Below are 13,752 nucleotides of genomic sequence, written 5' to 3'. Positions count from 1 at the left end.
GAAATAAATTTATTAAACTTCGTAGGGAAACTAACAAATGACTCAAGCAATTACTGAAGAAAAAACTATTTTAGAAAGTCTGAAAAAATCAACTCCTAAACAACAGCAGGAGGTGTTATATTTTCTGGAATTTTTGCCGAGTAAAAACCAAAAAGTAGAAACTTTCCCACCTGAATAAAAAACAATATCTGCTTAGGAAGTAGCTAAACAATGGGTGGGTTGTGTTGATAGTGGTATTGGAGATTTATCTGATAATAACAAAGTATCTTGATCGACCTTAAGTTAAATGAAATCAAACGTAATTTTAGATACCAGTCCGTTAGTTGCATTAGAGGATTTGTAGATGCTCAATCTACGGACGATGTGTCAGATTAAAAATATGTATAAGATGGAAATAAATTTATTAAACTTCGTAGGGAAACTAACAAATGACTCAAGCAATTACTGAAGAAAAAACTATTTTAGAAAGTCGGAAAAATTTAACTCCTAAACAACAGCAGGAGGTTTTAGATTTTCTGGAATTTTTACAATTTAAAGGGCAAAAACACCACCTTTCGGATCAAGAGGAAGAAGTAATTTCAATTTTAGAAATAGCTCAAGAATTTGTTGGTTGTTTGGAAAGCGGAATAGGCGATCTATCCTTGACAAAAAAGCAACTAAAACAGCAGTCAGCTATCAGCTATTAGCTATCAGCTTTTCAATTTTTTTTTACTTTCTCAAAAGTAGCTATCAGTTATTAGCTATCAGCTCTTCAATTGACTTTAATATTATCTCCGATAAATAACGTGCTATTAGAACTATTATTATTAACAACTTTAGGATTTTTTGGCAGTTTCGGTCACTGTGTTGGAATGTGCGGACCTCTGACTGCAAGTTTTTCTCTGTCGGCAAAATCTCCAGTTTCCTCTAAAAAATGGCATCAATTTCAATTTCATACCCTACTTAACTTTGGTCGTCTCTGTAGCTATACCCTTACAGGTGCAGGTATTGGGGCGCTAGGTTCTGTATTAGTGGCAAGCGGTCATTTAGCAGGTATTGACAGCGATCTACGACGGTGGTTAGCAATAATTACAGGTTTAATGCTAATCTGGTTTGGTCTGGCAAAAGTGCAACCACAACTATTACCAAATTTACCAATATTCCACCCTTTGAAAAAAAGCAATCTCCATAACCGCTTAAGTGCAGTCATGGTCAACCTTTCCATGGAAAACAAATGGTGGACTCCTGCACTACTAGGATTAGTTTGGGGTTTGATGCCATGTGGTTTTCTGTATGCTGCGCAAATAAAAGCAGCAGAAACAAGCAATATTTGGTTAGGTGGAGCGAGTATGTTCGCCTTTGGTTTAGGAACATTACCCTCAATGTTAGGAGTAGGAATGTTGACATCTTTTTTGAGTGCAGATAAACGCAGTCAACTATTTCAAATGGCAGGTTGGGTGAGTATTTTCGTTGGCATCATGGTAGTCATGCGAAATGGTGATATGGTTGACTATACTGGTCATGGTGCAATATTTTGTTTGATTTTAGCTTTGGTAGCGCGTCCGATAAGTCGGTTTTGGAGTCAACCTCTACGTTATCGTCGTGCTTTAGGTGTGGGAGCGTTTGTGTTGTCAATGGCGCATACAGGGCGAATGTTAGACCACAGTTTAAATTGGAATATTCAAGCGGTTTCCTTCATGTTGCCTCAACATCAGTTAGCAATATGGACTGGTGTTGTAAGTCTGGGATTAATGTTACCATTGGCGTTTACCAGTTTTGATGGAGCAGTGAAATATTTCGGTCAGTGGTGGCGAAGGTTACATTTATTGAGCGTACCAGCATTTGTATTATCTGGAGTTCATGCAGTGGCAATGGGTTCTCATTATTTGGGTTCCTTAGAATGGAGTCTAGAAAATCAGTTACGAACTGTTGTTTTGGGGATGATAATATTAGTTGTCTTGGTTGTGCGATCGCGTCGTTTTTGGTCTTTATTTTCTTTGTATAAATATTATGCTCCACCACTGGAACAAGTTAGTGATAAAATTAATAAATAGTAGTAGCGTGACACATCTAAAATGGTACAATAGTAGGGGCTAGTTTCCCCATTAAATTAACGAGTTTTTACCTAAAATCAGATAAACCCGCCACCAATCATGTTGTAGACATCATTTTGGACTGACACAGCTAATTTTATGTATTAGGGCGGGTTTATATAAATCCTAGGGTAAGCATTAAATTTTCTACTAAAACCCGCCCCTACTATTGTATTTTAGTCCAGTAGGAACGTTGGATAAAACCTCCCTAAAGCAAATTTTTTATGAGTACAAAATAATGAAAATTAGTCTTAAAATTTTATTGTTCACTTTGGCATTTTCTGTTGTTGCAAAAGCAGAAATAATTAATCATAAACTGCCAAATAAATTAATTCCTACTTACGCTCATAATGTAGAAGTATCTGAAGACGTAGCTTGTACATTTCACATTACACCTAATCACAATCCCAAGGTAGGTAAATCTTCTTTAGCTTGGTTTGCTCTGACTCGTAAGGGTGGTAAAAGTATTCCTTTTAGTCAATGTAATTGTCAGTTAAATGTTTATGCTGAACCCCGTAATTCTGACAGTCAACCAATAATGAATCCAGAATTAAAAGGGATTAATACTGAACAATATCGAGATATACCAGGAGCAGAAATTATTTTTCCCAAAGCAGGTGTTTATGATTTAGAAATTATTGGGAGTGCCAAAGATGGAACAAGTTTTAAACCTTTTAAATTTAATTATTCTGTGACTGTTACTGGTGGATAATTTCAGTTATCAGTTATCAGTACCTCAATGGAATAGGGAGGCTTGAAACACTGAATTTTCTTTTTTTTATCCCCTTTAAAGGGGAGGCTTTAGACCTTTTTTCAAAGCTCTGACTTTAGCTGGAGGTACTAAGTAGTTATGGAGAATTAATTATACATACTTTCAAGCTGAAAACCATATATTCCCTGTTATAGCAATCCTAAATTGGTTGTGACAATTTTTATAATAGTTAATCTGAACTGAAAACCTTGAAAATTCTGACTCCTGACTTCTGACTACTAACCACCACCAAAATATTACAACTTAAATAGGATTGCTATATTTGGGAATAAATAATGGTAATTTATTTTGCCTAGGAACTTAATAACTAATAACTAATAACTGAAAGAAATGGGAGTAGTTTATATAGGCGATCGCGCCGTGGGAAAAACTCATTTAGCATTAGAATTGGCTAACCCCCAAGGAAACTATGTTCAAGTTTCTCTAATCAATCAAAACTATCAAAATCTCCAGGCAAATTTGCTTAATTTAGATGGTACAACTAAACCCACTAAAACTATTGAAAAATGTTCTTTAAATGTGGAAGTTAGGTTGCCTATTGGTATTAGGAAAATTCCTGTAGATTGGATAGATTCTCCAGGAGAATTATTTCGTAGGTCGTGGCAGTCTGAACATATTAATGAATGGCAATACTTTAAAGAAATAGTGAGTAAAAGTGAGGGAATTTTTTTAATTGTTCCTCCCTATAGAGAAATTTTACAGTCTCATATTGAATCAGAAAATTATATTACCCAGCAACAATGGTGTAATAGATTTAATCGTTGGGCTGAGTTTTTTATTTATGATTGTCCTCAAGCACGACGGATTGTAATTTGTTTGAATAAAGCAGATTTAATTAATTGTGAAATTGAGCAGGAAATTGCTAAGTTGAATTATTTGCCTCATGGCTCTCGTATGAATTGGCTACAACGTCATAATTATGTTGTTAATAGTTATTTTAAACCAGTAAAATCAGAGTTAGAACAAATAAATAGAAGTCGTTATGGTTTGTCTGTGCGATGTTTTATTACCAGTATTTATCACCGTAGTTTATTAGAATTACCTTGGATATATTTGGCAAGTTATTTAGTCTGATAGAATAAATAATGAAGTATAAAATAGGGAATATAGAAGATAAACATTTTGAAATTTTAGACTAAAAAATGCAAGAACATAATAATTATAAATCATCAATATATTTGTTTTATAGTTATAAAACTTCAAATATATTACCTGTAAACTTTTGAATCAAGCTGAGTGCTGAATGCTTATAGCTATAGTGGGAAAGTTCCATGAAAAGTTCCACCCCTATAAGAAGATTTTATACCATTTTGAAAAAAGAATGCTACAAAAAGTGCATCTTGATCGGAGATAGTTAAAAATAGCTGCTGAAATTTATTATAGACAGCTATATCTATCATTTTACCTCTTTTATTAAATATTTATTCCTTCTTCCTTCTTCCTTCTTCCCTCTTCCTTGTTTCTACCATTTGTAATAAACATTTATCACGCTTGATATTATTTATAACTGATTGTTGGAACATGATAAGTAAATACGTCTAATTAGGGTTTGCTGATTAAAGATAAAAGCCTTTATCTGTAAATTTTTCAACCTTTTCAGGTCTGGAAAAAGTACAAAGTTTTTGTTCTAGGGAGCTGCAAAAAGTTAGGATTTTGGGTTGAAGCGAGGTAGAAAAATCAAGGGATAATTCTTGTTCCTACCACCTCTAAAATCCCCATTCCTCCTGACTCCTGACTCCTGATTCTTCCCTCACACATAAGACTTTTTCAGCAAGCCCTAATTAAACAAAAATTGTAGGGGCGGGTTATAAAAAAGCCTTGATATTTCCGATTTAGTCTATTAAAGCCACCCTACACTTGTTGCATTTATTTATGCTTACCTACTTATAAGAAGTCAAAAGTAAATTTTAAATAATCTCAGCAGGGTTTAAGTTTTATATTCCCTGTTGCCTCTGTTATAGTTTAAACAGCTAAAAATTTAGAGATTTAATCAAAAAAAATGGGGAATATTTGTATTATTGGACCCACTGGTGCAGGCAAAACAACTTATTTGGCAGGATTGGCTTATTGGCCTGAAAAAACTAATCCCAATTTTCAAATTACAGCTATTACTAATGATGCTAAAAATTTGGCTAGTAAAGCTGAAACTATTATTCTGAATGGTGCTTCTTTAGAACCTACTATTATTGATGGAATTAGAATTAAAAGTTTCTACGATTTACCTCTGTATTCTTTTCACATAGAAATCAAACATTGGTGGCAACGAAAACCAGAAGAAATTAACTTGGTAGTTCGAGATTATCCAGGGGAAATTTTTAATGAATTACAAGGTGGAATTTCTAATCCTTTACATCAAGAATTTCTTGATGAATGTCTGATTAAAGATAATCTTGGTTGTCTAATTTTACTTCATAAATGGGAGCCAGGAAGTGACATATTTTATAGTAACGTAATGGAAAGATTTATTGACTTAATAGATGAAAGCGATCGCACTCAAGATTTACGCCTAGCTATAGCAATGAGTAAATGTGAAAGAGGAGAAATTTGGCCTGGTCGTCTTGACCCAGAATTAGATATATTTAAAGTTCATTTACCCAGAACAACAAATATTTTAAAAAGGCGTATTCCTCAACAAAATTTACGGTTTTATGCTATATCTACTTTTGGTGTTTTACATCGAAATGACCCCCGCCCAAATCGTACAGATGAATTAGGCAGTCCCCACTCTATTTTGCGGGAACCTTTGAAATGGAAACCTCATGGAATTGTTTCTCCTTTGTATTGGTTAGTTCATTAATAGATATTTCCATAAAAGAGGGAACAGGGAACAGGGAACAGGGAACAGGGGGGGAGTAATTGATAATTTATTGATAATAATTAATTTGATTTTTCATTTTTGGAGAAGTCTAATGGATAATGGATAATTTCTAATGGATAATTATTTAATTGCTGACTTTTGTACTAAATTGAATACTTTTTACGTTCCTAAAGTTTGCTTGTTACTAAAAGTTTAAAAGTTTCATCATTATCCATTATAAAAATTATCCATTAGCAAAGAAATTTCAGTTATCAGTGACGAGTAATGTTAAAATCTATATTCAAACCAAGAATTAATCAGAATTTAAAAGAAGAAAATCACTCTGGAGTTTTGCGAGTAATAGGCGATCGTGCTGCTGGCAAAACTACTTATATGGCTGCTTTAGCTAGGTGGCCAAATGTATATTTTTCTAGTCCGGTTGAGTTAGTTATCTCAGCAAATAAAGATGGAGAATATTTAATTAAGCAGGCGCAAAATGTGATAGAAAAAGGGTTACAAATTGAACCAACTCGTTTAGCTAATGATGTGTTGGAAGTTAAGGATTATAGTTTGAGAATTGTTCTAAAAAAATCAGATAATTTTAGCCTATCAAATACTGTTTTAAACTTAGATATTAACTGCAAAGATTATTCGGGAGAATTTTTCAGTGATGTACTTCAAGAAACAGATTGTCAGTTACTCCGAGACTACTTAAATGATTGTTTTCCGGCTACAGGAATTATGTTAATGATTGACGGTACAACTCATCGGAAAGATTTAGAATATGCCAGAGGAGTTGATAAACTTTTAGTAGCATTAGCAGGGCGGGATATTTTGGGTCAAAAACGACGAATTGCTTTAGTATTAACTAAGTGTGAATTAGCAGATTTATGGGGAAATAGACACAGACCAAAATTTTTGGTAGAAGCACGGTTTCCTATTATTTTTAAAAGATTAGAATCTTGGCAAGATTTGGGAATGGGAAATGTGGAATATTTTACAACTTCTGCTTTTGGTGTGACTGGAAATAAATATTTTAAACCCAATTCTCAGCAAATTTATCGCGGTCGTGGTGGGGTAGCATCTGTATTGGAAGACTCGAAAAGATGGCGACCTTTTGGTTTACTTTCTCCCATATATTGGATTTGTACAGGTGAGCGGAATTTCGAGTTAGATAAATATTAGTGAAAGAAGGATTCAATAATTAATAATTAACAATTAATAATTAATAATTACCTCTTCTTGAAAATAAGAGAATTGTTTAAAAGGCAAATTTTTTTCTTCTCTTGGTCGATTGGATATGGCGTTCGCGTAGCGTCCCGGAGGGAAAGGAAACCCGCTCTTGCAGAGCCGCGAACGCTTTTCATGTCGCGTAGCGAAACGCCATCCCATCCTACGGACTGCTCCGCAAACGACCGCTTTTTCTCCTTTAAACTTTAAAGGAGAGGCTTTAAACCCTGGTTTTTAGTTAAATAGGGAATAGGAAATAGGCAATGGGTAATAATTTTACTATTAATTTTTATCCTTATATAATATATGTTTGCAATTATATCTATACTTCAATATTCTATCCCCTCCATCTCCCCATCTCTGAAACATAGTGGAATTTAGAGTTAGATAAAGATTAGTGAAAGAAGAAAGAAGGAAGAGGGAAGATGGAAGATGGAAAAGGGAAAAGGGAAAAGGGAAAAATGAAGATGGAAGATGGAAGATGGAAAAAGGAAGAGTGAAGAATAAGTAGATAGGAAATAGGCAATGGGTAATAATTTTACTGTTAATTTTTCTCCTTATATAATATATGTTTGTAATTATATCTATACTTCAATATTCAATCTTCCCATTCCCCCATCTCCCCATCTCCCCATCTCCCCATCTCCCCATCTCCCAAACATATTTGATATTAGTGGAAGGGTTTGGTCACCAAACCCCTACCGATTATTTTTATTTATCAGTATTTAAGTGAATTAGTATTAGGAAATGGAAAATATTGAAATTCACGAGTTCAGCACAGGTATAGTTCCTGAAATATTACCCGATGGTAAATGGATTTCCAGAGGATTTAAAGTAGGGGAATATATGAATTTAACTTTACCTCAAGTTCCCCATTCTATAGGAAGAGTAATTGCTAATAAAGGTTTTGAAGTAGGCAAAGACCGTAATAGTAAAAAACCTACTTTTGTGGGGCGGGTTGTGTTGAGTATGAGTAGTGGAGAACCAGATTATTCGGTAGTTGCTGTAGTAACATCTGGGCAAGATGAATATGGGCGCTCGACTTCTTTTTATCGTTATTTTTTATGTGTTGGAAAAGATAATATTTGGCAAATATTAGATTGGATAAATACTCAGCAGCAAAAGGGAGTTAACCCAATATTTAATCCATCTGAAACTAAAGATATTGGAAAACCAAACCAACATCAAGTTACTAGGAAACCAGAAATAAATTTACCTATAGATTGGCAAAATTGGCTGAATACTCAAACTTTGCCTGTAATAATTCCTAGTGAATTATCTGACTTACAAATTATTAATAAAATGGCTGAATTCAAAGCTAATAGTCAACCTATATCATGGGTTTATAATGTCGAAGCTGTTGAACGACCAGAACAATTTATAATTATTCATCCGGGTAATGTGGAAGTAGCAGAAATTCTGACAGAAATACAGACAAAAATGATGGAAAATTCCCCCACGAATATCTCAACACATATAGATGAAGCTGCTATAGAAACGGCAATTAAAGGATTAATTAGTGGTTCTCAAATTAAGCAAGAATGGATAGAAAATTTAATTTTAAAATTACAGGATAGTCAAGTAACATCAGAATATTTAAACAATTTATTTGATAATTTAGGAGCGAGTAATGCGGTAAAACAAGGAAATGCTAATGCTCAGATGGTTAGGTTATTAACTTTAAGAGCAATTTTTATTCCTGAAACTTTACCAGAATATCTACATTGGTTAAGTATTAGTGGAGATGGAAAGAAGGAAAATGAAAAGCAAAAAATTTCCCTACAATTACAATCACAACTGAGAAATTATCAAAATTTATTAGAACCATTAATTGTAGCAGGAGCAAATCACGCCTTCTATCAGATATTAGGGAAAAAAATATCTGTTCCTGCCTTTTGTTGGATGTTAAAAACTAAAAGCAGTTTATGGTCAGGATATTCTAGTCAAATAAAACAACAAGTTAGACATGATTTAGAATATTTAGGAAATAGTTTATTAAACAAAACTCTGAGTCAAGAAAAAAATGAATTACTCTATGGAAGTGCAATTTGGAAAAAGTTAATTTCCTGGTTAAAGTCTCGTCGTTATACCTGCAATTATTATCAACCTTTTGCCGATTTATTTTCTCAACTACCTGATTATGAATTGGCTGCTTATTTTTACCAAGTTAGTAATGGAAAAGTACCAAAAGAAATTTTCACCACAGGGTTTCCGAAATTAAAGTCTAGTTATGAAACAATTATTTTTGGTTTAACTGTTGAAAAGGAATTAGATTTTTCTGACTATATTACTCTATTATTTAGAAAGTACGGACGACCAGTAGCAGTAACTACTCTGGTTATAATTTCTCATGGCTTATTTTTTGCTTTGGGATACAAGGTAGGCAAATTTAATAGTGGAAATATTACTGAAAGGGAAACTCTAGAATATCCCCTTACTTCAGAAGAAATATTAACTGATGTGGAAACAACTACTATGAGTGAAATTCCTATAGAAAAAATGGAAAAAGCACTAGAAAAATTTGCGACTACTAGGAGTGTAATTCAAGAAATTGTCCGAAAACTGGAGGAAGAAATATTAGCTCAAAATTCTACGTCAGTTACAACAGAACAGGTACGTTTAAAGATTGTTCAAGCAATTAATAAAATCCTAGAAAATGATGTAAAACTTCAGTATTATGAGGTCATAGAAGATGAGTATCTGGGCGATTTAGTTAAATATATCGAAGCTAAAAAACAATGGATAGCAGCGATTTATTCTTATCAGAAAAAGTTTTTTAGTGATGGTTTTGGCTATATAGAACCAGATAAAAAAACGGCAGATAAATTGAAGTGTGATCTGGCGGATTTGTTGAAAATTAATTTACAAACACGACCTCAACGTTGTGAATAAAAATCATAATTATAGCAATTCCCATCTCTGAGTGAGGTACAAAATTCGTTTATTTTAGATCGGAGGTAGAGACGTTCCATGCAACGTCCCTACAGAGTATTTAATAATTACTAATTAATAATTAACAATTGTCTGTAGAGAATTTAATTTCTCTAATATTTGCTCATCTTTCAAGGTAACTATCTTTGTTTATGCTGATGCTTTTGCTGCTTTATTCACTCTAATTTTTTCAATAAAAATCTCTACATTCCAACCACTACCAACTCTATAAATATACCCTTCAGCATCTTGAAGTGTAAATACAGAACCATCTACTTTTAAGACCCTATACTGTTTGGCGATCGCTTGCCCTAAACCCCTCTACTTTAGCCATGATTAAATATTTATTAGAGTAGTCATTGTAGTCAGCAACTGCTGATGATTGTTTACCAACTGCTTGTTCATAAATCCTAATTAAATCTCCCTGACTATGTAAATTAAAAATCCCTACACTTGCTAAGAAGATCAAGCCTAATAATATTAACTCTGAAATACTCCCAGTTTTGAATCTTAATGCAGGGTTTATAAATACAATTACCGACACTTTAGCAGGGAAGAAAAAATTAACTCCAGCCTTTGTAAACATATCCCCAACTATTCCCGAAACATATCCGCAAACTACTCCCTTGACCCAAATTACTGATGCTAGGGCGACAGAGATTAGTACGGAAATCCAGCTAGGCAAATACGTTAGGACATTGCTAAATCTTATTTGCGGAGTATTTGGACACCGAAAACTCAGTTAGAGATTACTTTTGACTTTTGACTTGCCCATAGGGCTATACTATTTAAAATGCAAACTATTTCAAAAATTTGTATACTTCCTAATTACCAATGGATAATTGATAATTGATAATTAATTCCCAGAGGTTGAAAGCCTGTCCTAATAATTAATAATTAATAATTGATAATTGCAGAAAGCGTTCCGCAAAGCTTGACCTTTGTCATGCTCCGCATTTCCTGACGGAATGCTCCGCTTTCCATGTCGGCGACAGCCGAAAACAAAAATAATTATCCATTGTTCATTATCAATTCTTAAAGAGGTAATTATTCATTATGCATTATCCATTAATGAACTACTAATTCTGACTCTATCAAAATCAAAATTAACCATAAATTATGAGAATATATCTATATATTCTGTCAGGAATTACATCCGCATTAATCGGTTGGAGTATAGGGCAATTTATCCTCAGCGATTTAGGCTGGTTACAAAAATTTCCCGAACTAGCATTATTTCCTTGCATTGCAATTTCCCTTGCAGTTGGCATCGTAGCGACAGATATATTTTTAAGTAATCCTACCCGATTTAAACGCAACTTCAGCAGAGGTATAATACCCCTAAGTATTGCTGCTGGATTAGGATTTTTAATTGGCATTAATTCTGGAGGATTAGTACAAATATTACTCAATCCACAATTACGAGATCAAGTCTTAACTATACCCGATGAATTTGTCAGAATAGTCGGCTGGATATTAATTGGTGGAGCAGTGGGTTTAGCCGAAGGTTTGACTTGGCGCTGGCGCAGTATAGAAGCAGGAGATAAACAGCGTTTTTGGCAACGACTTACTATTAGTTTAAGTACCAGTATTTTGACTGCTTTAATTGCGGCTATTATCTTTGAATGGATACGACAAAAAATGGGAGGAATGCCTATAACTTTAAAAGCTTGGGAAGATACAATAGGGTTTTCTTTATTGGGAGGTTTATTAGGTTTAGTATTGAGTTTTTCTACCTCTCCTAGTCATCTAGTTGCTCTCAGAGCTGGAGCTGGTTTTGAATATACTGAAGATATCAATATTAGTCAAAATAAAACACCTAATAATTATCCTCATGTTCAGAAAGAATTATTACCCAGACTCAAATTTGTGAGTAATGAATTTGCCGACAAAATTGAAGAAGGATTATCCATTCAATTACCTGCCAGAGGCAAAGTTAAAATAGGTTCAGCTCAGTTAAAAATTTTAGGTAGTCAACAATTTGGCGTAAATATTTGTATTCCTGGTTTACCATTGCATATTGCTGACTTAGACCTAGCACCTAGCCAAACAATTCTAGTACCTAATCTCAAATTTTTCAATAGAATAGAATATCAAGGCGATCGCTTGAAGGAAAGTACACCAATTAAACTTAAACATAACGACTTAATTACATTTCATGCCGAAAATGGTGTCTATAATGGTAAAAAATTATTCAGATTTGTCTACTATAATCGCTTCTTGGACCCGCAAGGTTAGTCTATAATAAGGTAGGCATCTTATGTGATTTGTGAGAATTTGTAATTATTTATCGTAGGGGTTTGGTCTCCAAACCCTAGCTCAGATGTTGTTTGGAGACCAAACCCGTACAGTTTTTTCTCATATCTTATTCCTGATTGTTATAATTATTAAATATAAACTCTTAATTATTAATTATTAACTATTAATTATCTGGTGTCTATAATGGTAAAAAATTATTCAGATTTGTCTACTATAATCGCTTCTTGGACCCGCAAGCTTAGTCTATCTTTATTAATAGTAAGTTTCTACATTAATCCGAGTTTCGCTCTAGTCAAAAATCTGGAAATTATTGAAGCTATTCCTGACCGGAATGAAGGAGAAGTTACGCTCCGCGTGAAAGTCTACGACCAAAATAATAAACCAGTAAGAGAACTGCTAAAAAATGACTTTAACTTAACAGTTTGTCCGCCGAAAGCAGACTCCAACACGAGAGAATGTCAAACTTTAAATCAGGCAGATATTAATTTAAAAATTCCTCAACCCGAAGAATTACCTCCTGGTTGGGTAATTGTTTTATTAGACTTTAGTGGCAGTATGAAACAATTAGATAGTAGTGGGGGAAAAACTAAATTAGAAGGAGCGATCGCTGCTATTAGAAAGTTCAATCAAGATTTAGCGAAAAAGGGGGAAAATACCAAAATTTCTATCGTTCCTTTTGGCAAAGGAGGTCAAAATTGTCCGGGAAATAAAGTAACGAAAAAAGAACTAGATAATTTTGTTTTAGCTGGTAAGAAAAAAGTCGAACAAACTCTGAAAAAATTAGAGAGTCAACTAGATAATCTTTGTGCAGCGACGGATATTTATGAACCTTTGCGTCAGACAGTACAATTTTTTGGTAATCCTGAAGATACTCGTTTTAATCTACCAGCAAATTCTAATTTACCTCAGCCAAGACGTTCAATAATTTTACTTTCTGATGGCTATCATAGTATTTATGGAGAGAGAGAAAATGAACCAGAATTAGAAGCACAAGACTTTGAAAAAATGATGTTTATTCTAAAAAGTTATCCTAATATTACTGTACATACTTTAGGTTATGGTTTGACTCCCGAACAGTTGCAGCAAAAATATAATTTGAAGCAACCTCCAATGATTAGAGATATTAGTAAAAGAGGCAGAAAAAAAAGTAATGAGTCGGAGAGATTAAGCGAACTTACTGCCGAAGAATTTGTTGACCAAAAACGACTCCAACAAATAGCAGGAGTAACTAGAGGTATTGCTGAATTTTCTGGAAATGCTGAAAATATTTCTACCAGTTTGACAGAATTTTTAGAGGCTTTATTTGATGAGTATCAAATTAATTATATTCAACCAATAAATCCTGACCGTGGTTCATTACATAACGTGCAAGTTAGTTTCAAATTACCTAATAATTTAGTAGATTCTGAATTGGAACCTTATGTCTTTCCTTGGGTGTCGCGCTCCCTACCTCGTCTGACTAGAATTATCATTTTTTTATTCACATTAGCAGCATTATTAGGAGGTGGTGTAATACCATTTTTATTATGGGCAAAATCAATTAAACGAGAGTATCAATAAAAGTATAGCGTTTCTCAAGCTTATGAGGTACACAAGCTCTTTAATTTCTTTTCTATTCCCTATTCCCTATTCCCACTTAAGTGTTCCCTAAAACCTAGAATTTTGTACCTCACGCTTCTTGGGAATTGCTA

At 33.7% G+C, this 13,752-nt stretch carries 11 protein-coding genes; 10 read left to right on the top strand and 1 reads right to left on the bottom strand.

Annotated elements, in window-relative coordinates; all coding sequences use genetic code 11:
• Nucleotides 1-37 precede the first annotated feature (37 nt).
• The 8 genes from ACP6PK_RS06815 (at nucleotide 38) to ACP6PK_RS06780 (ending at nucleotide 9,763) form a co-directional block, all read left to right on the top strand.
• Entirely contained in the window at nucleotides 38-178 is a 141-nt protein-coding gene (locus ACP6PK_RS06815) for a hypothetical protein (protein ID WP_426558887.1), read from the top strand.
• Between the two features lie 250 nt (nucleotides 179-428).
• A complete protein-coding gene (locus ACP6PK_RS06810) occupies nucleotides 429-686 on the top strand; it encodes a hypothetical protein (RefSeq protein WP_426558885.1) in 258 nt (85 codons plus the stop codon).
• A gap of 99 nt (nucleotides 687-785) precedes the next feature.
• Nucleotides 786-2,033: an urease accessory protein UreH domain-containing protein gene (locus ACP6PK_RS06805; protein ID WP_426558883.1), complete on the top strand. Its 1,248-nt coding sequence runs from the start codon at nucleotides 786-788 to the stop codon at nucleotides 2,031-2,033.
• Nucleotides 2,034-2,310: 277 nt separating this feature from the next.
• Nucleotides 2,311-2,784 carry a hypothetical protein gene (locus tag ACP6PK_RS06800; protein WP_210407396.1) on the top strand — a complete coding sequence of 158 codons (474 nt, stop codon included), beginning with the start codon at nucleotides 2,311-2,313 and terminating at the stop codon, nucleotides 2,782-2,784.
• Between the two features lie 390 nt (nucleotides 2,785-3,174).
• On the top strand, nucleotides 3,175-3,918 hold the full coding sequence (locus tag ACP6PK_RS06795; RefSeq protein WP_426558881.1) for a hypothetical protein: 744 nt from the start codon (nucleotides 3,175-3,177) through the stop codon (nucleotides 3,916-3,918).
• Between the two features lie 925 nt (nucleotides 3,919-4,843).
• The gene (locus tag ACP6PK_RS06790) at nucleotides 4,844-5,641 is read left to right on the top strand and encodes a hypothetical protein (protein ID WP_426558879.1); all 798 of its coding nucleotides are present in this window, start codon (nucleotides 4,844-4,846) and stop codon (nucleotides 5,639-5,641) included.
• A 285-nt stretch (nucleotides 5,642-5,926) separates the two neighbouring features.
• Nucleotides 5,927-6,826: a hypothetical protein gene (locus ACP6PK_RS06785; RefSeq protein ID WP_426558877.1), complete on the top strand. Its 900-nt coding sequence runs from the start codon at nucleotides 5,927-5,929 to the stop codon at nucleotides 6,824-6,826.
• 792 nt (nucleotides 6,827-7,618) lie between these two features.
• Nucleotides 7,619-9,763 (top strand): hypothetical protein, encoded by a 2,145-nt coding sequence (locus ACP6PK_RS06780; RefSeq protein WP_426558875.1) that lies wholly within the window; start codon nucleotides 7,619-7,621, stop codon nucleotides 9,761-9,763.
• 325 nt (nucleotides 9,764-10,088) lie between these two features.
• Here ACP6PK_RS06780 and ACP6PK_RS06775 read toward each other — a convergent pair whose 3' ends face one another.
• Nucleotides 10,089-10,487: a metal-dependent hydrolase gene (locus ACP6PK_RS06775; RefSeq protein ID WP_426558873.1), complete on the bottom strand. Its 399-nt coding sequence runs from the start codon at nucleotides 10,485-10,487 to the stop codon at nucleotides 10,089-10,091.
• 434 nt (nucleotides 10,488-10,921) lie between these two features.
• Between ACP6PK_RS06775 and ACP6PK_RS06770 the strand changes: the two genes are divergently transcribed.
• Both ACP6PK_RS06770 and ACP6PK_RS06765 read left to right on the top strand, forming a co-directional pair.
• On the top strand, nucleotides 10,922-12,040 hold the full coding sequence (locus ACP6PK_RS06770; protein WP_426558871.1) for a hypothetical protein: 1,119 nt from the start codon (nucleotides 10,922-10,924) through the stop codon (nucleotides 12,038-12,040).
• 204 nt (nucleotides 12,041-12,244) lie between these two features.
• Nucleotides 12,245-13,621: a vWA domain-containing protein gene (locus tag ACP6PK_RS06765; protein WP_426558869.1), complete on the top strand. Its 1,377-nt coding sequence runs from the start codon at nucleotides 12,245-12,247 to the stop codon at nucleotides 13,619-13,621.
• Nucleotides 13,622-13,752 lie beyond the last annotated feature (131 nt).

Source organism: Dapis hubbardiae BLCC-M172, assembly GCF_050016015.1.
In the GTDB taxonomy this organism is placed as follows: domain Bacteria; phylum Cyanobacteriota; class Cyanobacteriia; order Cyanobacteriales; family Microcoleaceae; genus Trichodesmium.
Note: the sequence above shows the minus strand (reverse complement) of the source record. Positions and strands in the feature narration are given on the sequence as shown.